Origin of the sequence: Frankia sp. Mgl5 (assembly GCF_023242985.1) — a bacterium.
Lineage (GTDB): Bacteria > Actinomycetota > Actinomycetes > Frankiales > Frankiaceae > Parafrankia > Parafrankia soli.
Genome location: NZ_JALKFY010000801.1, coordinates 1 through 18370, shown reverse-complemented (window position 1 = coordinate 18370; position 18370 = coordinate 1). Strand labels below are relative to the sequence as shown.

Below are 18370 nucleotides of genomic sequence, written 5' to 3'. Positions count from 1 at the left end.
TCACGACCGGCACCACAGCACGACCGGCACCACCTGACCGCCACCACCCTCTGACCGGCACCGCGGCCGACGTCCCGGCACCGCGGCCGGGGTCAGATCCGGGCGCACGTCACGACAGGTGGGCCGCGCCGAAGGCCTCGATGAACTCAAGGGTCTCGGCGGCGGAACTGGTGTGGGACGAGACCACCGCCCAGGTCACGCCCGCCTTCTCGATCTCGGCCAGGGCTTCGCCGTGACGATCCTCGCTGACGTTCTCCGCCGAGATGGCGGTCGAGTAGGAGTACATCACGTCGATCAGGTCGGTCCGGCCGTTCGCGGCGGCGGTGTCCCGCACCTCGCGGATCATGCCGGCGAGCTCGGCGATCGAGCCGATCGAGGCTGTGCGGGCCGTGTTGACCAGCTGCGGGCCGCCGGACATCGGCATCCAGCCCTGCGCGCGGGCCGCCACCCTGCGCCGGCTCAGCTTCGAGTTGCCGCCGATCCAGATCGGGATCGGGTCCTGGACGGGCCGCGGGCGGGCGATCACGTTGCGGGCGTCGAAGTGCAGGCCCTTGTAGCTGAACGGCTCACCGCTCCAGTGCAGCGGCAGCGCGTCGAGGATCTCGTCGAACAGCGTGTTGCGCTCGTCGATGTCGACGCCGAGCGCGTAGAACTCGGACTTCTGGTAGCCGGTACCGATCCCGAGGGTGAAGCGGCCGCCGGAGAGCTTGTCGACGGTCGCCGCGGCCTTGGCCAGCAGGAACGGGTTGCGGTACGGCGCGACCGACAGGTAGGTGAGCAGCCGCAGCCGGGTGGTCGCGGCCGCGACGTAGCCCAGGGCGACGAACGGGTCGAGGCTCTGGTGCCCGCCGTTGTCGAGCCAGCGGGCGCCGGGGACCGGGTGCTCGGTCAGCGAGAAGCCGTCGAAGCCGGCGCGCTCGGCGGCCGCCGCCACTTCGTGTAACGGACCGGGATCGAGCATGTCACCGTCAGTGCCCGAGGTCTCCGGGTAGTGGAAGATGAAGCGCATCGTCGTCACCTCGTCGTACGTCTGCCGCGGGCCTGTCCGTGGAATCTGTCTACCAGAAAATTGACACTAAAGTCAGAAATCCTGGCCGGCTCCGGACGCACCGGGAACGGCCACACCCGGCCACGGATCCGGTTGCGGGCCGGTGTCGGCCACGGCCTCGCCCCAGTCACGGAACGCGAGGTCAGGGCTGGTAGCGGTAGCCCATCCCCGGCTCGGTGGTGAGGTGGCGCGGGCGGGTGGGGTCCGGCTCGAGCTTGCGGCGCAGCCGGTTGATGTAGAGGCGAAGCGACGACGTGTCGGCGGCGTAGGCCGGTCCCCAGACCTGGCTGACCAGCGCGCGGCTGCTGACGAGCTTGCCCGGGTTGCGGACGAGCGCCTCCAGCAGCCGCCACTCCGTGGGGGTCAGATGGACGGCCGACCCGCCCTCGGCCTGGGCTGTCACCGCCTTCGCCGCGAAGTCCACGCGGTAGCCGCCGACGTCCGCGGTGGGCCCGGTCTCGGCGGCCGGGGCCCGGCGGGCGACGGCGCGCATCCGGGCCAGCAGCTCCTCGACGGAGAACGGCTTGGTGATGTAGTCGTCGGCCCCGGCGTCCAGTGAAGCGATCTTCTCCTGCCCGGCCGTCCGCCCGGACAGGACAATGATCGGGACGCCGGTCCACCCGCGCAGGCCGTGGATGACCTCGATGCCGTCCATGTCCGGCAGGCCCAGGTCGAGCAGCACGATGTCGGGCGGGTGGGCGGCGGCCTCCGTCAGCGCGTGCCCGCCGTCGACCGCGGTGCGGACCTCGTAGCCGCGGGCACGCAGGGTGATCCGCATCGCGCGCAGCAGCTGCGGCTCGTCGTCGACGAACAGCACCCGGCCTCCGGCCCGTGGCGCGGATTCCTCGCTCATGCCCCCGCTCCCGTCGCGTGCCATGCCCGTCCCAGCATGGCAGTGCGCCGCGCGGCGCGGGACGCGGTCGGTCATCCGACAGCGGGGCCTGCCGGTCGCCGGACCGGGGGCGACCTAGCATCCGAGATCAACTACGGAGAGTAATTATCTCGATTCTCGGGAGGGGCCCATGACGACCACCACGAGAGCGCGGGTGCGAGCCGCGGCGCTCGCCGCGCTCACCGCCGCCGGCGCGATCGGCGCCGCGGTGGCACTGGCCCCGCCGGCCGCGGCGGCCACCCCCGGGTCCACCTACCACGGTGGCGGACTGGAACTGATCGCCCTGGACCTGCCGGCGGGGGCCACCACCGGGTACGCCCTCGACGTGAACGACGATGGCGTGGTCATCGGGCAGGCCTGGGACAACGCGTTCAACCAGCGCGGGGTCGTGTGGCGCGACGGCGTCCCCACCACGATCCCGGGCGCGATGCCGTGGCAGGTGAACGACAGCGGCCAGGTCGTCGGCGCGCTGTACTCGGACACCGGGCAGAGCCGGGGGTTCGTCTGGGAGAACGGGACACTGACGACGCTGGAACCGACCGATCCCGGGCCGGACCGCTACAGCTATGCCGGCTCGATCAGCGCAGACGGCACCGTGGTCGGCCTGAGCGGCACGAACACTCCGCTGGCGGACTACGGCCCGGCCGAGGGCGCCACCAAGCAGGCGCCAGCCGGCGAAGCGGGATCCGAAGCGGGATCCGAGGAGGCCGGCGACGTCTTCACGGACTACCAGCCCCAGATCCGCGCGACGGTCTGGCGGAACGGGACCGCGGTCGACCTGGGCACGCTCGGCGGCTCGTGGAGCAGCGCCGACCTGATCAACGACCACGGTCAGGTCGCGGGGAGCAGCGCGACCGCGGACGGCTCCGAGCATGCCTTCCTGTCCGGGCCGGGCGGGCTGCGTGACCTCGGAACCCTCGGCGGGCCCTCCAGCACTCCGCTCGACATCAACAACCGCGGCCAGGTCGTCGGGGTCAGCGAGACCGCGGACAGGCACAGCCACGCGTTCCTCTGGGAGAACGGGCGGATGCGCGACCTGGGCACGGCCGCCGGGCTCACCGAGAGCTCGGCTGTCGCGATCAACGAGCGCGGCCAGGTGCTGGTCGAGAGCCACGAGCAGATCTCGTACCCGTTCGAGGGGGAGCCCACGAACACCGTCGGAATCTTCCCGGCGCACACCGCCTCGACCGCATACGTCTGGACCGCTGGCCAGCGGCAGGCGGTGACCGGGCTCGGCGGCGACATCTTCTCCCCCGTCAACCTCGCCGACGACGGCACCGTCATCGGCTCGGCCATGACGCCGGACGGCGTGGACCGGCCCTGGCTGTGGTCCGGGGGCGTACCCCACGACCTCAGCGGCCCGGCACCCCTGCAGCCCGGCCAGGCGTCCGGGATCAACCGGTCGGGCCTGGTCGTCGGCCACGCGGGGTCCTTCACCAGCCAGGTCCCGGTGATCTGGCGGCGCACCTGACGCCGGCGGGCTAACCGTGGGAACGGTGCGCGGCGGACCCGGAACCCGCGCCGGCCAGAGCCCGGCCGGACGGCCCGGCGGGCGTGGGGGTGCCAGCCGGCGCCGGCCGGCCGCCGGGCCGGGCCGGTTCGCCGCGCCGGCGGGCCAGGTACCAGCGCACCGACGAGTCGACCTCACGGCGCAGCCGCCGCACGGCCCCGACCTGCATCGCCCGGTGTGCCTGGTACCGCCACGGCGGCTGGTCGCCCTGCCGGGTGGCCATCGCATAGGCGAAGGCCACCGGGTCGGGGTCGCCGCCGGTGGCCGGCCTGGCCCGGTCGAGCTGGCCGTCGATCCGCTCGAACCAGGCCATGCTCGTCCGGGCCCGGGCCTGCAGCGGGGCCAGCGCGGCCCGGCCGGCCCGGTCGAACTCGGCCAGCGCCACCGGGACCTCGCTGTGCTCGTAGAGCATCTGGGCGAGCATGACGCCGTCCATCATGGCCAGGGCGGTGCCGGAGCCGAGCGTGAAGTGGGTGGTGTGGGCGGCGTCGCCCAGCAGCACCATGTTGTCCCAGTACCAGCTGCGGTTGCTGACCTGGCCGAACCGCTGCCAGCGGGCGGGCCGGCGCAGCTGGTCGATCAGGCCCTCGCCGGCCAGCGGGCCGGTGAAGATCTCCTCGAGCAGGCGTAGTCCCTCGCCGTCGTCCGTGCCGAGGCCGAGCGCGTCCCAGGTCCGCGGCGCGCACTCGACGATGCAGGTGCTCACCTCCGCCCCGGACGGGTAGGCGTGGAACCAGACCCAGCCGGCCGGGGTCGACTCGAACGCGAACGTGAAGCGCTCGAAGCGCCGGGGCGTGCCCAGCCAGATGTAGCGGTTGCCGCCGGTGTCGACCCGGGTGCCGAACCGGTCCGCGAACATGCTGCGCACCTGGCTGTTCGCGCCGTCGGCGGCGATCACAAGGTCGGCGTCGGCGTGCGCGCCGAGGCCGCCGAGGCACCCCAGGTCCGCCAGGTCGGTGAGGTCGGCGACCTCGCGGTCGTGCTCGACCCGCACGCCGAGCTCCTCGGCGCGCCGGGTGAGGATGTCGAGCAGGGCCGCACGCTGCACGCTGAAGCCGTAGCCGGCGAAGTGCGCCGCCCGTTCGCCGCCCAGGCTGATGTCCTGCTCCTGCCAGAGCGTGGACGCGCCGCGGATCTCCCGGGCGCTGTCGGGATCGTTGCGGAACAGGACGTCGAGCAGGTTGTCCCAGTAGACGACACCCCAGCCGTAGGTGGCGCCGGGCGGGTCGCGGTCGATGATGGTGATCTCGTGGCCGGCGTCCCGGCGCTTGGCGGAGATGGCGAAGTAGAGCCCGGCCGGGCCCCCGCCCACACAGACAATCCTCACGAGACCCCCCTGGTCACGAAATCCTCGTCGGCACCGATCGGGACCGGTGCCCGTAAATGGGGCGAGGCCGCGCAGCGCGGGCCCTTGCTCGCCGACCTGCACGACCTCACTTCGCCACTTCGCCACACCGGCGGGCGGCGACGGCGGGCTGGCCCGCCGCTGGACTACCGGTCCTGGGAATGCGCGGTCAGGCTGGTCTCACCAGCCCCAGCCGCCCCATCCCCAGCCACCCCAGCCCCAGCCGCCCCAGCCGCCGCTCCAGCCCCAGCCGCCGCCCCAGCCCCAGCCGCCTCCGCCGCCGATGATGATGAAGCCGTGACGGGTGACGTCCCGGAACGAGCCTCGAGCCTGGATAGCGGGCGCCTCGTAGGTAGCCTTCATGACCTGTTCCTCCGTCCGAGTTCACGTTTGGACAGTCCGAGCGCGCCTCCGCGGCTCGTGACGATGACGGGCCGGCCGACCCAGCGGGACGACGGGCGCGCCCGTCCGAATTCCATCGTGCTCGGGACGGGTTCAGTGACGGTTCACTCTCGGTTCGTCACCGTCGCCACGGTCGGCGCCCGGCCGGGTCGCCCGGGCACCGGCGGCGGGTCAGCCCTCGAGGTAGGCGAGGACGGCGAGCACCCGCCGGTTGTCGTCCTCGGACGGCATCAGCCCCAGCTTGGTGAAGATGCTGTTGGTGTGCTTGCCGACGGCCTTCTCGGTGATCACCATCGCGGCACCGATCGCCGCGTTGGACCTGCCCTGCGCCATGTGCGAGAGCACCTCACGCTCGCGCGGGCTGAGGCGGTCCAGCGGCAGGCGACGGCGGCGGCTGTCGAGCAGGCGGGCGACCACCGTGGGGTCGAGGGCCGTCCCGCCGGCGGCGACCCGCCGGACGGCGTCGACGAACTGGCCCACGTCGGAGACCCGGTCCTTCAGGAGGTAGCCGATACCGCCCCGGCCGTCGGCGAGCAGCTCACGGGCGTAGAGCTGCTCGACGTACTGCGAGAGCACGAGCACCGGCAGCCCGGGGATGCGCTCCCGCGCCTCGAGCGCGGCGCGCAGGCCCTCGTCGGTGTGGCTCGGCGGCAGTCGGACGTCGACGACGGCGACGTCCGGGCGCAGCGTGACGAGCTCGCGCACCAGCTGCGGGGCGTTGTCGACCGCGGCGACGATCTCGAAGCCGTGCGCCTCGAGCAGCCGGATGAGCCCGTCCCGCAGCAGGGCGAGATCCTCGGCGAGCACGACCCGCAGCGGCCGCGCGGGGTCGGCGGGTTCCTCCGGCACGGACGGCACCTCCTCAGTTTCGCTCGGCCCTCAGGTCCTTTGGGCCCTCATGCCCTCAGGGTCCTCAGGGTCCTCAGGTCTCCGCGCCCGGCAGGACCGGGCACGGCAGGGTGATCGTGATCCTCGTCGGTCCCCCGGACGGGCTGTGCACCGACATCCGGCCGTCGAACGCCTCGAGCCGGCGCACCACCCCGCGCAGGCCCTGGCCGAGCGCGGGATCCGCCCCGCCGAGCCCGTCGTCCGTGACGACCACGCTCAGCATCCTGCCGTCGTGCGCGAACCGCACCGCGCCGTGCGCGGCTCGGCTGTGCTTGACGACGTTGGCCAGGCATTCCGCGGTCGCGAAGTAGACGGCCGACTCGACCGCCTCCGGCAGCCCGGACGGGACGTCGCCGTCGACGCGGACCGGCAGGGACAGGTCGAGCGCGAGCGCGCGGATGCCCCCGGCGAGCCCCCGGTCGGCGAGCACCGAGGGGTGGATGCTGTGCATGACGGCCCGCAGGTCGTCGAGCGCGCCGACCGCGGACAGCCGGGCGTCGCCGAGCAGCTTCGCCGCCGCCGCCGGGTCGCTGTGCAGCAGGGCCTCGGCCATGCCGAGGTTCATCGCCAGCGAGACGATCCGCGCCTGGGCGCCGTCGTGCAGGTCCCGCTCGATCCGCTTGAGCTCGGCGGCCTGACCGTCGAGCGCGCCGCGGCGGGTGCGGGTGAGAGCGTCGACACGCTCAGTGAGCTCACGCTCCCGCTCGGCGGGCATCAGCGCGACGATCCAGGTGTGGATTGCGAGCCCGATCGTGAGCGCGAGAATCGTCCAGACCGGCCAGAAGTAGCCGCCGCCGGACAGCGCCCACACCACCACGTTGACCGGGATGGCCAGGGCGGCCACCGCCCGGGTGGCGGCGAGCCACCGGCGCCGCCCCGGCGGTATCCGCCGGACCCACCCGACGAGGATCGCGGCCCAGAACACGGTGCCGATGCCGAACCACACCCAGCGCGGCCAGAAGTAACCGCCGCCGACGGCCGCCCAGATCAGCAGCACGACGGTCCCGGCCGCCAGCCCGATCACGACCGGTGGCGCCACCGGTCCCGGCACCCTGGCCGAGGACATGGTCGAGACCTTCCCGGAACTCATGTGCTCCAGCCTCGCCGAACCGGACGGCGACCACGAGAGGCCTGGGCATCCCTTTCGCCCGGGGACTGGCCCCCGACGAAGGCCGCGGACGGCGAACCGGGCCGGTGGGGCGGCGGCAGGCCGGATTATCGAACCGATGCCATCGGAAGGAACGCACCGATCGCCTCGGACCGCCCATCGTGATCGGACCGCTCGCCGTGAGGAGCACACCGTGAGGAGCACATCATGAGGAACTCCATCACCGCCGCCCGGCTGGTCCGTCATGTCGAGGCACGTCGGCTGCGCGGGCAGGACGATGCGGGGCGGCGGCGGCCGCGGGTCGTCGTCGTGGGCAGCGGGTACGCCGGGCTCGGGGTGCTGCGCCATCTGGAGGCCCGGCTGCCGGCCGGTGCCGCCGAGCTCGTGCTCGTCTCCCCCACGGACCATCTGCTGTACACCTCGCTGCTGCCCCAGGTCGCCGCCGGCGACATCGAGCCGCGGCACCTGGCGGTGTCCGTCCGCGGTGCGCTGCGGCGGACGGTGCCGCATCTGGGCCATGCCACCGCGGTCGACGCCGCGCGCCGTGAGATCACGGTCGTCGGCATGACCGGCGAGCCGTCCACGCTGGCCTGGGACAGGCTGGTGCTCGCGCCCGGCGCGCTCACCCGGACGTTCGACATCCCAGGGCTGGCCGAGCACGGGCTCGGAATGAAGAACCTTGCCGAGGCGGTCTACCTGCGTGACCACGTCCTGCGCCAGCTCGAGTACGCCGACGCCAGCGACTCGGACGCCGAGCGGCGGGCGCGGTGCACGTTCGTCGTGGTCGGCGCCGGATACACCGGAACCGAGCTCGCCGCGCAGATGCGGCGGTTCACCGTCGAGGCGATGGGGCAGTTCCCGCGGCTCGACGCCGCGCAGACCCGGTGGCTGCTGCTCGACCTCGCGCCCAGGGTGCTGCCCGAACTCGACGAGCGGCTCGGCGCCGGCGCGGCGAAGGTCCTGCGCGAGCGCGGTGTGGAGGTGCGGCTGGAGACGTCCGTGACCGAGGTGCGCGCGGACGCGGTGACGCTCACCGACGGCGCCGTGATCCCGTCCCACACGCTGGTCTGGTGCGCGGGTGTGACGCCGAATCCGCTGATGAGCCGGCTCGGGGCGGAGACGGTCAGGGGGCGGCTGGTCGTCGACGAGAACTTCCAGGTCCCCGGCCTGGACGGCGTGTTCGCGCTCGGTGACGCGGCGGCCGTCCCGGACGTGACGAAGGGCGGCGCTCCCGCCGGGCAGACCGCGCAGCACGCGGTACGGCAGGGCGGGGCGGCGGGGCGGAATGTCGCGGCGTCCCTCGGCTACGGCCGGATGCGCCCGTACCGCCACCGCGACCTGGGCTTCGTCGTCGACCTGGGCGGGGCGGACGCGGTCGCGAACCCGCTGGGCCTGCCGCTGTCCGGGCCGCTGGCGGCGGCGGTGACCCGCGGGTACCACCTGCTGGCGCTCGGCGCCGCGGCCAACCGCGCCTATGTGGGCGCGGACTGGCTGCTCGGCGCCGTGGCCCGGCCGCGGGTCGTGCAGCTCGGGTTCCTCCCCCCGCCGAACGCCACGATCGCGCAGGTCGAGCAGACGGAGCTGTACGGCGCGCCCTGAGCTCAGAGCGCGCGCCGTGGGCTCAGGGCTGTCGGTTATCCCCGTATTTGCGGGTACTCCCCGCTTCGCGGGGAACATCGCCGCTGTGAACATCATCCGCGCGCAGGCGGCCCGGCTCCCGTTGGCCGCCGCGATCCTGGTGCTGATCCTGGTTGGTAGTGGCTTCCTGATAGACGAGGGCCCGGCGGGGATCCGCGACGAGGACACCTCCGCGGTGGGGTGGCTGGCGGGCCACCGCACATCCTGGCTGGTGCGCGCGACCGAAGCCGCCACCTGGCTCGCCGACACCTGGACCGTGATCGCGGCGACCGCGGTGCTGGCCGCCGTCGCCGCCTGGCGGACCAGGGCCTGGTGGCTGCCCGGTGGGATCATCCTGCTGACCGCCGGCGAGACCGCCATCTACGAGATCTCCAACGCCCTGGTGGCGCGCCCGCGGCCCGCGGTGGCACGGCTGGACCCCGGTGACCCGATGGCCAGCTACCCCTCCGGCCACGTCGCCGCCTCGGTCTGCCTCTACGGCGGCCTCGCCCTCCTTCTGCTCCACGTCGCCCGCCGTCACCCCCGTCACGGCCACGGCCACGGCCGGGGCCGGGGCGCGGCACGGGCCGGGGCGGCGGTGGCGGTCGCCGCCGCGGTCGCGGTGCCGCTGATCGTGGCCTTCTGCCGCACGTACCGGGGCATGCACCATCCCAGCGACGTCCTGGCTGGCGCGTTTCTCGGCGCCTGCTGGCTGGCGGCCGTGCACCGCACCGTTCTGGCCCGGGGGTTCGCCGTGGATGACCGGGAACGGCGGTCCGCCGGCCTGCGCCCGGCCTGCGCCGAACCGCGTCCGGCACACCCAATGTGACCGCGCCGGGATGCCGGCCGGGTCGGCGGGCCGGGCCCACACTTATCCGGGCCCCGCCGGGCCACGAACGGAGGGGGACGGGTGAGGGACGCCGACGCCGACACCCACGGAACCGGCCCCGGCCCCGGCCGGGCCGATTCCGCGCGGCGCGACGCCCACGGAACGGTCGTGCCGGTGGTGCCCCGCATCGACCTGTGTGGCGTCGGCAAGCACTACGGCGGCGGCGAGGCCGGGGTGACCGCGCTCGAGGACGTCGACCTGCGGGTCGAGGACAGCGCGTTCGTGGTCGTCCTCGGGCCGTCCGGGTGCGGCAAGACGACCCTGCTGAACCTGGTGGGGGCGCTGGACATCCCGACCGCTGGGACCGTCCGACTCGGCGGGGCCGATCTCACCCGGTCCTCGCGGCGGGAGCGGCGGGAGATCCGGCGGCACACGGTCAGTTTCGTGTTCCAGTCGTTCAACCTGTTCCCGGCGCTCACCGCCCGGGAGAACGTGCGGTTCGGGGCCGACGTCGCGGGCCGGCCGCGGGCCCGGGAGGTCACCGAGGAGGTCCTCGACGGCGTCGGGCTGGCGCCCCGCGGCGACCACTTCCCCCACCAGCTCTCCGGCGGGGAGCAGCAGCGGGTGGCGATCGCCCGCGCGCTCGCCACCGGCAACCCGATCCTGCTCGCGGACGAGCCGACCGGCGAGCTCGACTTCCACACCGGGGTCCAGATCCTCGTCCTGCTGGAGGCGCAGACGGCCGCCGGCCGCACCGTCGTGGTCGTCACCCACAACCGGGAGATCGCCCGCATCGCGGACCGCGTGGTCGAGCTGTCCAGCGGACGGATCGTCGCCGACGGCCCGCCGCCCGGCGGCCGCGTGCCCGTCGGCGACCTGCGATGGTGAGCGGCCGATGGTGAACGGCGGCGGCGGCGGACGGCGCGGCGCGGTGCTCGGGGAGACACCCGGCGGTGACGCCCACGCCGCGACACCCGGCAACGGGAACAGCGGCCGTGGCGCGGCGCCCGGCAGCGGCCGGCGCGGCGCGGCATCCGGGGACGACGGCGGGCCGGTCCGGGGCGGCGCGGGGTCGGCGGGGCTGTGGCTGCGGTGGTCGTGGCGCGACCTGCGGGCGCGGCTGCTGCTGGTGGTGGCGCTCGCCGCCGTCATCGGCGAGGGAACCGGCCTGTACGCCGGCCTGACCAGCACGTCGCGGTGGCGCTACGAGTCCTACGACGCCAGCTTCGCCGGGCTGAACGTGCACGACCTGCGGATCAGCCTGGACGCGGGCGCCACGGTGCCGCGGGGGCGGCTGCGCGACGTCGTCGCGGCCCTGCCCGACCCGGCCGCCGTGGATGCGAGCGCCGAGCGCCTGATGTTCCTCACCGAGATCGAGGCGAGCCGGCCGGGACACAAGGACGTGCTCGTCCGCGGCGAGGTCGTCGGCGTCGACCTGACCGCGCGCCCGCTCGTGGACGGGATCTCGGTCGCCGCCGGCCGCGCGCTCACCACGGCCGACCGGGGACGGCCCGTCGGCGTCCTGGACCACGGGTTCGCCCAGGCCAACGACCTGCCGGCGACGGGCACGGTACGGATCAGCGGGGACCGCGAGATCGGATACGTCGGCGAGGGGCAGTCCCCGGAGTACTTCGTGCTGCCCGGCGAGCAGCCCGGACTGATCACCCAGGCCGGCTTCGGCGTGCTCTACACCTCGCTGGAGACCGCGCAGAACCTCGCCGGCAAACCGGGAGCGGTCAACGACCTGGTCCTCACCGCGCGGCCCGGGACCGACGTCGCGGCCCTCCAGCGGCAGCTCACCGCGGCCGTCACCGAGCGACTCCCCGGGGTGAGCACCACGATCACCAACCGTGACGACATCGCGTCCCGGCAGATCATGTACGACTCGATCGAGAGCAACCAGGCGCTGTGGAACGCGCTCGCGCTGCTCGTCCTGGTCGGTGCCATGTTCGCCGCGTTCAACCTGGTGGGACGGGTGGTGGACGCGCAGCGCCGGGAGATCGGCATCGGCATGGCGCTCGGGGTGCCGTCCCGGATGCTGGCGTTGCGCCCGTTGCTGCTGGGGCTGCAGATCGGGATCCTCGGGGTCCTCGCGGGGCTGGCCACGGGGATGATCATCACTGCCGCGATGGGCGCGATGCTGCGCGACGTGTGGCCGCTGCCGGACTGGCGCACCGGCTTCCAGGTCGGGGTGTTCGCCCGCGCCGCGGCGGTCGGCCTGCTGCTGCCGCTGGTCGCGGCGGTCCACCCGGTGTGGCGGGCGGTGCGGGTCGAGCCGGTGCGGGCGATCCACGCGTCGGCCATCTCCGGCTCCACCCGCGACCGCGCCCGCGGTCGCCCGCGGCGGCGGCGGCACGGGTTCCCGCTGCCCGGGGGGAGCCTGGCCCGGATGCCGGCGCGCAACCTGGCGCGCGCCCCGCGGCGGATGCTGCTCACCGCCCTGGGAATCGCCGCGGCGATCACGGCACAGGTCGTGTTCACCGGCCAGCTCGACACCTTCACCCGGACGACCGACGCCGCCGAGACCGAGCTGACGTCCACCAGCCCCGACCGGCTGCGGGTGACGCTGCCGTCGGTGCAGCCCGTCACCTCGCCCACCGTCACCGCGGTCACCGGCTCACCGGCGGTCCGCGGCTCCGACGCCACGCTCGCCCTGCCCACCAGGCTGCTGGGGCCGCCCGGTTCGGCACCGCACGAACCGATCGACACCCTGACCTACATCCTGGACGTCGACAACCACATCTGGTCACCCTCGATCACCGAGGGCAGCCCGACAGGCGGCCTGCTGCTCGCCGCCAAGGCCGCCCACGACCTGGGCGTGGGCGTCGGCGGTACGGTCCTGCTGCGCCATCCGCGCCGGGCCGGCGACGGCTACCAGACGGTCGACACCCCGCTGCGCGTCGCCGGCATCCACAGCTTCCCGGTCCGCTCGGTGGCCTTCCTCGACGCCGCCGACGCCGGCTCGTTCGGCCTCGCCGGCCTGACGAACGTGCTGACCGTCCTGCCCGCGCCCGGCTACGACCAGCTCGACGCGATGCGCACGCTCGCGGCCGTCCCCGGGGTCGGCTCCGTCGTCCCGGCGACGGGGAGCATCGAGGAGATCCGTGCGCTGCTACGCACGTTCGTCGGCATCCTGCGGATCGCCGAGATCGCGGTGCTCCTGCTCGCCCTGCTGATCGCCTACAACGCGATGAGCATCGCGATGGACGAGCGCCGCCGGGAGCAGGCGACGATGCTCGCCTTCGGGCTGGCCCCGCGCCGGGTGCTGGCGCTCGCCGTCGCCGAGAGCGCGCTGATCGGCCTGCTCGGCACGGTGATCGGCCTGGTGGCCGGCTACTGGACGCTGCGCTGGACCGTCGAGGTCCTGCTCGCCGACACCCTGCCCGACCTGGGCATCCGGGCCGTGCTGTCGGTTCCCACCCTGCTGACCACACTGCTGCTGGGGGTCTTCGCGGTCGCCGTCGCCCCGCTGCTGTCCGCCCGGCGGGTACGCCGGATGGACGTCCCGTCCACCCTGCGAGTGATCGAGTAGAACGCCACTCGGCCCCCACTCCCCGAACGGCGCCCCGCGGCCCGCCGCGGAATGATCACCGACTCCCGGCCGTCGGAACCGCCCGGTGAGTTTGAGTATTCGCGCTCAGGCCGTCCCGGGAGCTGATGGGAAGACTGGCTTTCATGTCCACCTCGCCGCCGACACGGACGCCGACCTCCGCCCTCGCCCGGGCCCTTCACAGTGGGGCTGCCATCCTTCTGATCGCGGCCGTGCCGGTCGCGGTCGTGGGACTGCTGGGACAGGACGACTACCGGGGCGTCCCGCGGTCGGAACTCGACTACGCCGTCCGGCCGCTGGACATCCCGGCCGGGTGGATGACGACCATCGGCGTTATCGCTCTGCTCCTGGCGGCAGCCGCCGCGGCGCTCCTGCTGCACGGGGGCCGCCGCGGCGCCGCCGACCGGCGCCGGTGGCAGGTGGTGTGTCCGCTCGTCGGAGTCGGCGTGATCCTCGGCTTCGGGTACCACGTCGCGACCGCCGGGGTGATCGGCGCCAACATCGGGTTCGGACTCGTCGTCCTCTTCGGCGTGCCTCTGGTGGTCGTGCTGCTGGTGCTCGCGGCGGCCCGGGGATGGGCGCTGCACGCCGGCGCGCCCTGAAGCGCCGGCCCGCGTCCTCGAACCCGATCAGGCGGGAAGCGTTCGACAAGGCCCACTGAACACCAGTCCGGGATGACCGTTGGGCTGTACCACGGGGGTGCCGCACCGATGCTCGACAGGGAGATGGGTCCAGATCAGGCAACCCCGGCGAGCACCAGGCGCACGACCATGTCGGCGTCGTCCGCCGTCGGCGGTGCCTGCCTGCTGAGGACGCGATAAAGCAGGGAGCCGATCAGCACGCCGGCGATCGTCGGGACCGGCACCTGCGACCCGAGCTGACCCGCCGCGCGGGCACTCTCCAGGCGGTCGCACAGGAGCTGCTCGTGGGGTCCGGTGAAGCGCTCGTAGAGGACATCGGCGACGGCGCGGTCCTCGGCCGTGGCCGCCGTGAGGGCGAGGATGAGGCTCGTGCCCACACCGGAGGCCAGATGCGCGGTCCAGGCCCGCAGCCAGGCGCGCAGATCGGCCTCGATGTCTCCCGTGTCGGGCAAGGGGACGAACGGTGGCACGAGCCCGCCCTCGAGCACCGCATCGGCGACGACGGCGCCCTTCGACCCCCACCAGCGATAGATCGTCTGCTTTCCGACGCCGGCCTGGGCGGCGACGGCGTCGATCGTCAACCGTTCGTAACCGCGTTCGAGCAGCAGGCCGCGGGCCGCGTCGAGGATCGCCCGCCGCGAGCTCTCACTGCGCCGGCGCCCGCCCGTCATCCACGTGAGTCTAGGAGCGCGACCCGGCCGGGACCGCGGGCGTATCATCCCTAATCCGAGACTGGTCGTCTCGGAATTAGACGTGGGGAGCTTGAGACATGCCGAACGAGGTACTGGTGGTCATCGGCACGGGCGGCATGGGTGTCGCCGTAACCCGCCGGGTCGGCACGGGCAAGACGGTACTGCTGGCCGACTACAACGAGACGGCGCTGAACGCCGTCACCGAGAACCTCCGCGACGAGGGCCAGCAGGTGACAGCCCAGGTCGTGGACGTGTCGTCCCGGGAGTCCGTGTACGCGCTCGCACGGGCCGCCGCGGCCCTCGGCCCGGTGCGGCACGTGGTCCACACCGCGGGGCTGTCCCCCACGCAGGCGCCGGTCGACGCGATCCTGAAGGTCGACCTGCTCGGTACCGCGCTGGTGCTCGACGCGTTCGCCGAGGTCGTCACCGTAGGCGGCGCCGGCGTGGTCATCTCGAGCATGTCCGGCTACCTCGCTCCCCCGCCAGCCCGCGAGATCGAGGCTCAGCTGGCCAACACCGCCACCGAGGAGCTGCTGAACCTGCCGTTCACGGCGGTGGACGCGTTCCCGAGCGCGGGTTATGCCTACTCCTTCGCCAAGCGGGCCAACCAGCTGCGGGTGCGTTCGGCCAGCAACGCGTGGGGCGCACGAGGCGCCCGGGTCAACTCGATCAGTCCAGGCGTCATCTCGACGAAGATGGGACAGCAGGAGCTCGCGAGCGAGTCCGGCGCTGGTATGCGCGCCATGGTGGCGGCGTCCGGCACCGGCCGGCTCGGCTCGGCGGACGACATCGCCGCCGCCGTTGACTTCCTCCTGTCGGACAACGCTTCGTTCATCACCGGAATCGACCTGCTCGTCGACGGAGGCGCGGTCGCCGCCGTCTCGACGGGCCGGGTCGACCTGTTCGCCGCGAGGAGCTGAGAGTCAACCGTCCCGGTCACCGCGCTCGACCCGAACGCCACGCGCATCGTCGTCGACCTGTCGAGGGGGGCGACGACTTACGAGTTCCCCGCGATGGAGACGGGGGTGAAGCGGGCGATGGTGTGGTGCCAGCCCGCCCGATTGCCGTCCTGGCACGATAGCGGCATGGAACGTGTGCTTGGAATCGGTGGATACTTCATGCGGGCCGCCGACCCGGCGGCCCTGAGCGCGTGGTATCGCGATTGCCTGGGCCTGGACGCCGATGAGAACGGCCTGTGGCGTCAGGGAGCCGGGCTGACGGTGTTCGCGACGTTCGAGTCCGAGACCGACTACTTCGGGTCCCGCACCCAGCAGACCATGCTCAACTTCCGGGTCCGCGACCTGGACGCGATGCTCGCGCAACTGCGCGCCAAGGGAGCGGACGTGGCCGCGGAAACGCAGGACATGGAGGGTGTCGGTCGGTTCGGCTGGGTCACCGATCCCGCGGGCAATCGGGTCGAGCTGTGGCAGACCGCCTGACCGCAAGGGTCGCGGGGGCGTGGACGCGACGCCGGACCTCGAAACCGCGGTTTATGGGTCGAGGCTGACACCCGCACCCAGCTGACGCCCTGTCGGAGTTGATCAGGTAAGCGCGATCAGTGCGCCGACGGCGAAGGCGGCTGCCGCCAGCCACGCCAGGGTGGGGAACGCGCGAGCCCAGCGCGGTGGCGCCGCCGTCTTGACCGGGGCCGGGACGGCGGCGGGTCCGGGTCCCACCGGGCGTGGCCGCGCGGGTGCCAGCGGGCCGCCGACGGCCAACCGGGTCGCCATGTCGCCGACGTCGAGACCCGGTCCGGGCTGGGCTGGTGGTCCGGCCGCCGAGCGTTGCGGGACGAGCACCAGTTCCGGGCCGTCGGCCGCGCCGAGCCGCAATCGGACCTCATCGAACTGGACGCGCACGGTCGCGGTCCGCCGCCCGTCGCACCATATGCCGTTGGCGCTGAGGTCACGCACCGTCCACCCGTCCCCGCTGGGTTCGAGCTCGGCGTGTCGCCGCGACACCCGGCTGTCGGCGATGACAACGTCCGCGTCCCGCCCACGCCCGACGACGGCCAGTCGTTCGCCGGGCAGTATCACCTGGGCGGACGTCGCCTGGGCGGAGGGCGTCTGGACACGCAGCGGTACCGGGCTCATCGGTTCCCCATTTCTTCGGTCGGCAGGTCGTGCCGGTCAGGGCCGGTCAGGGCCGGTCAGGGCAGGCCAGGGCCGGTCAGGGCAGGCCAGGGCCGGTTGTTCGAGGTCAGGCGGTGAACACGGTGTCGTCCTGGACGACGACAGCCACCGGCGCCAGCGGGGTCTTCGCCGGGCCGGCCACCGGTGCCCCGGTCGCCGCGTCGAACTTGCTTCCGTGGCACGGGCAGTTGATCGTGCCGCCCGCCACCGAGCCGACGGTGCAACCCTGGTGGGTGCAGACGGCCGAGAACGCGAGCACCTCGTCGGCGGCACTGCGCGTGAGCACGACGCCGATGTCGTCAAGAACCAGCCCACCGCCGGCCGGCACCTCGGCGAGGCCGGCAAGGCGCTGCCCGCCCCCCGCCCCGGCACCGCCACCGCCGTTCGCGGCAGCCGTCGCCGGTTTCGGCTCGGCCGCGTCGCTGCCGCTCGCGACGACGTAGCCAGCGACGCCGGCGACCACAGCCACCAGGCCGGGTACGGCCCGGCGCGACAGCATCCCCGCCGGGGCCGCCGGGTGTGCCGCTTCTGACATGGTGCCCTCCGTGTTCGGTTGTCCGACGACCTACCTGAACGCCGAACGATGATCGAGATGACTCGGCTGATCGAGATGGCTCGGCTAGACGTGCGGGATGCCCGAGCGCGTGAAGAACCACAGGGACGCCGTCAGCCACAGCACGACGAGGGCGGTGAGCACGGCGGAGCCGAGCACCGGCAGTGCCCATCCGGGCAGCCCTTTCGTTCGCAGGCCGATCATCTTCGCCGCGTAGGCGCCGTAGAACGTGCATCCGGCGAGGCTGTGCAGGAACACCCGCGAGTCCGCCGTGGCGAAACCGAGTGACCAGATGCAGTGAAACGCCACCGGCAACGTGAAGATGAACGCCGTGCTACCGCTCCACCGGTGCAGGATCGCCGCCCATGCCGGAGCCGACCCGGCACCGGGCAGTCGGCCCCACATCCACAGTGCCGTGGTCAGTTGCACCACGAGCAGCAGCGCGGCGGCCGTGGTGAACCAGGCTTTCATCGGCAGCGGGCCGGAGAAACCGAGTGTGTACAACGGCCGGCCGGCCGGATCGTGCGTCTTTGCGTACACCCCGAGTGAGACGGCTACCGCGGCGCCGACGAGCAACACGCCGGCGATCCCGATACCGCCCGTCGCCGGTCGAGCCCGTTCACTGGCCGTCGTCATGATCAGCCTCCATTGACGCCCTGATTCACACGGTCCTGGTTCCCGCGGTGCCGCGGGAACCAGGACAAACCTGTCGTGCCGGGGCAGCGCGAAAACATCGGGGGAACCCCTGGCACGGACAAGGCACGCCGGTCGTCCGATCAGGGGATCGGCACCTCGGCGACGTGCACCACCTCGGTCCGCGACGCCAGGTACGCCGGCAGGTAGGCGAGCGCGGCGCCGGCGTCCGCGGCCTCCACCGTCCAGAAGATCGCGTGCCGGGCGTCGGCGGCCTGGCCGTTCCTGCCACAGGAGGCGAGCGCCCGGCCGTGGCGCAACGGGCTGTCGAACCCGCGCCAGGCCGCGAACACGAATCGGCATTCGGCCGGCTCGTGTCGGTGACACAGGATGTAGGTCGGCATGAACAACAGCGTGGCGCCGGCGGCGCGACCGGGTACATCAGGGAACCTCCTAGTGCCGTAGCCGCGAAGGTTTGCCCGTTGTGTGGACGCGCCGGGTCGGGTCCCGCTGGGATCTGGCCATCCGGC

At 73.2% G+C, this 18370-nt stretch carries 19 protein-coding genes; 8 read left to right on the top strand and 11 right to left on the bottom strand.

What is annotated here, in order from left to right; all coding sequences use genetic code 11:
- Window positions 1-109: 109 nt before the first annotated feature.
- Window positions 110-1009 carry an LLM class F420-dependent oxidoreductase gene (locus tag MXD62_RS28760; RefSeq protein ID WP_248832530.1) on the bottom strand — a complete coding sequence of 300 codons (900 nt, stop codon included), beginning with the start codon at window positions 1007-1009 and terminating at the stop codon, window positions 110-112.
- Window positions 1010-1190: 181 nt separating this feature from the next.
- Complete coding sequence (locus MXD62_RS28755) at window positions 1191-1901, bottom strand: response regulator (protein WP_248832521.1); 711 nt, start codon at window positions 1899-1901, stop codon at window positions 1191-1193.
- 169 nt (window positions 1902-2070) lie between these two features.
- Between MXD62_RS28755 and MXD62_RS28750 the strand changes: the two genes are divergently transcribed.
- Window positions 2071-3411, top strand: a complete 1341-nt coding sequence (locus MXD62_RS28750) for a hypothetical protein (protein ID WP_248832520.1) — start codon at window positions 2071-2073, stop codon at window positions 3409-3411.
- A gap of 10 nt (window positions 3412-3421) precedes the next feature.
- Here MXD62_RS28750 and MXD62_RS28745 read toward each other — a convergent pair whose 3' ends face one another.
- The 4 genes from MXD62_RS28745 to MXD62_RS28730 form a co-directional block, all read right to left on the bottom strand.
- Window positions 3422-4762 carry an FAD-binding monooxygenase gene (locus MXD62_RS28745; protein ID WP_248832519.1) on the bottom strand — a complete coding sequence of 447 codons (1341 nt, stop codon included), beginning with the start codon at window positions 4760-4762 and terminating at the stop codon, window positions 3422-3424.
- A 213-nt stretch (window positions 4763-4975) separates the two neighbouring features.
- Window positions 4976-5158, bottom strand: coding sequence for a lasso RiPP family leader peptide-containing protein (locus MXD62_RS28740; protein ID WP_071066785.1), 183 nt, complete (start codon window positions 5156-5158; stop codon window positions 4976-4978).
- A 210-nt stretch (window positions 5159-5368) separates the two neighbouring features.
- Window positions 5369-6013, bottom strand: coding sequence for a response regulator transcription factor (locus MXD62_RS28735; protein WP_198145655.1), 645 nt, complete (start codon window positions 6011-6013; stop codon window positions 5369-5371).
- A gap of 106 nt (window positions 6014-6119) precedes the next feature.
- Window positions 6120-7151, bottom strand: coding sequence for a histidine kinase (locus MXD62_RS28730; protein WP_248832518.1), 1032 nt, complete (start codon window positions 7149-7151; stop codon window positions 6120-6122).
- Window positions 7152-7400: 249 nt separating this feature from the next.
- Here MXD62_RS28730 and MXD62_RS28725 point away from each other — a divergent pair, with 249 nt between their 5' ends.
- The 5 genes from MXD62_RS28725 (at window position 7401) to MXD62_RS28705 (ending at window position 13791) form a co-directional block, all read left to right on the top strand.
- Window positions 7401-8792 (top strand): NAD(P)/FAD-dependent oxidoreductase, encoded by a 1392-nt coding sequence (locus MXD62_RS28725; RefSeq protein ID WP_248832517.1) that lies wholly within the window; start codon window positions 7401-7403, stop codon window positions 8790-8792.
- 85 nt (window positions 8793-8877) lie between these two features.
- Window positions 8878-9639, top strand: coding sequence for a phosphatase PAP2 family protein (locus tag MXD62_RS28720; protein WP_248832516.1), 762 nt, complete (start codon window positions 8878-8880; stop codon window positions 9637-9639).
- Window positions 9640-9720: 81 nt separating this feature from the next.
- Window positions 9721-10527: an ABC transporter ATP-binding protein gene (locus tag MXD62_RS28715; RefSeq protein WP_248832515.1), complete on the top strand. Its 807-nt coding sequence runs from the start codon at window positions 9721-9723 to the stop codon at window positions 10525-10527.
- Window positions 10528-10534: 7 nt separating this feature from the next.
- The gene (locus MXD62_RS28710) at window positions 10535-13171 is read left to right on the top strand and encodes an FtsX-like permease family protein (protein ID WP_248832514.1); all 2637 of its coding nucleotides are present in this window, start codon (window positions 10535-10537) and stop codon (window positions 13169-13171) included.
- A 245-nt stretch (window positions 13172-13416) separates the two neighbouring features.
- Window positions 13417-13791 carry a hypothetical protein gene (locus tag MXD62_RS28705; RefSeq protein WP_248832513.1) on the top strand — a complete coding sequence of 125 codons (375 nt, stop codon included), beginning with the start codon at window positions 13417-13419 and terminating at the stop codon, window positions 13789-13791.
- A gap of 134 nt (window positions 13792-13925) precedes the next feature.
- Here MXD62_RS28705 and MXD62_RS28700 read toward each other — a convergent pair whose 3' ends face one another.
- Complete coding sequence (locus MXD62_RS28700; RefSeq protein ID WP_041254524.1) at window positions 13926-14501, bottom strand: TetR/AcrR family transcriptional regulator; 576 nt, start codon at window positions 14499-14501, stop codon at window positions 13926-13928.
- Window positions 14502-14599: 98 nt separating this feature from the next.
- Here MXD62_RS28700 and MXD62_RS28695 point away from each other — a divergent pair, with 98 nt between their 5' ends.
- On the top strand, window positions 14600-15442 hold the full coding sequence (locus MXD62_RS28695; protein ID WP_020461856.1) for an SDR family oxidoreductase: 843 nt from the start codon (window positions 14600-14602) through the stop codon (window positions 15440-15442).
- A 165-nt stretch (window positions 15443-15607) separates the two neighbouring features.
- On the top strand, window positions 15608-15961 hold the full coding sequence (locus tag MXD62_RS28690) for a VOC family protein (RefSeq protein WP_308301343.1): 354 nt from the start codon (window positions 15608-15610) through the stop codon (window positions 15959-15961).
- 102 nt (window positions 15962-16063) lie between these two features.
- Here the strand turns inward: MXD62_RS28690 and MXD62_RS28685 are convergent, their stop codons facing one another.
- The 4 genes from MXD62_RS28685 to MXD62_RS28670 form a co-directional block, all read right to left on the bottom strand.
- Complete coding sequence (locus tag MXD62_RS28685; RefSeq protein WP_248832511.1) at window positions 16064-16615, bottom strand: FHA domain-containing protein; 552 nt, start codon at window positions 16613-16615, stop codon at window positions 16064-16066.
- 106 nt (window positions 16616-16721) lie between these two features.
- Window positions 16722-17189, bottom strand: a complete 468-nt coding sequence (locus tag MXD62_RS28680; protein WP_248832510.1) for a Rieske (2Fe-2S) protein — start codon at window positions 17187-17189, stop codon at window positions 16722-16724.
- A gap of 84 nt (window positions 17190-17273) precedes the next feature.
- Window positions 17274-17843, bottom strand: a complete 570-nt coding sequence (locus MXD62_RS28675) for a DUF6529 family protein (RefSeq protein ID WP_020461860.1) — start codon at window positions 17841-17843, stop codon at window positions 17274-17276.
- Between the two features lie 140 nt (window positions 17844-17983).
- Entirely contained in the window at window positions 17984-18193 is a 210-nt protein-coding gene (locus tag MXD62_RS28670) for a hypothetical protein (RefSeq protein ID WP_248832509.1), read from the bottom strand.
- Between the last annotated feature and the right edge of the window lie 177 nt (window positions 18194-18370).

Excerpts from the sequence above, each read along its gene's own strand:
- MXD62_RS28760 (WP_248832530.1), bottom strand. The coding sequence starts at position 1,009 with ATGCGCTTCATCTTCCACTACCCGGAGACCTCGGGCACTGACGGTGAC.
- MXD62_RS28755 (WP_248832521.1), bottom strand. The coding sequence starts at position 1,901 with ATGAGCGAGGAATCCGCGCCACGGGCCGGAGGCCGGGTGCTGTTCGTC.
- MXD62_RS28750 (WP_248832520.1), top strand. The coding sequence starts at position 2,071 with ATGACGACCACCACGAGAGCGCGGGTGCGAGCCGCGGCGCTCGCCGCG.
- MXD62_RS28740 (WP_071066785.1), bottom strand. The coding sequence starts at position 5,158 with ATGAAGGCTACCTACGAGGCGCCCGCTATCCAGGCTCGAGGCTCGTTC.
- MXD62_RS28730 (WP_248832518.1), bottom strand. The coding sequence starts at position 7,151 with ATGTCCTCGGCCAGGGTGCCGGGACCGGTGGCGCCACCGGTCGTGATC.
- MXD62_RS28725 (WP_248832517.1), top strand. The coding sequence starts at position 7,401 with ATGAGGAACTCCATCACCGCCGCCCGGCTGGTCCGTCATGTCGAGGCA.
- MXD62_RS28710 (WP_248832514.1), top strand. The coding sequence starts at position 10,535 with ATGGTGAACGGCGGCGGCGGCGGACGGCGCGGCGCGGTGCTCGGGGAG.
- MXD62_RS28700 (WP_041254524.1), bottom strand. The coding sequence starts at position 14,501 with ATGACGGGCGGGCGCCGGCGCAGTGAGAGCTCGCGGCGGGCGATCCTC.
- MXD62_RS28695 (WP_020461856.1), top strand. The coding sequence starts at position 14,600 with ATGCCGAACGAGGTACTGGTGGTCATCGGCACGGGCGGCATGGGTGTC.
- MXD62_RS28690 (WP_308301343.1), top strand. The coding sequence starts at position 15,608 with ATGGAACGTGTGCTTGGAATCGGTGGATACTTCATGCGGGCCGCCGAC.
- MXD62_RS28685 (WP_248832511.1), bottom strand. The coding sequence starts at position 16,615 with ATGAGCCCGGTACCGCTGCGTGTCCAGACGCCCTCCGCCCAGGCGACG.
- MXD62_RS28680 (WP_248832510.1), bottom strand. The coding sequence starts at position 17,189 with ATGTCAGAAGCGGCACACCCGGCGGCCCCGGCGGGGATGCTGTCGCGC.
- MXD62_RS28675 (WP_020461860.1), bottom strand. The coding sequence starts at position 17,843 with ATGACGACGGCCAGTGAACGGGCTCGACCGGCGACGGGCGGTATCGGG.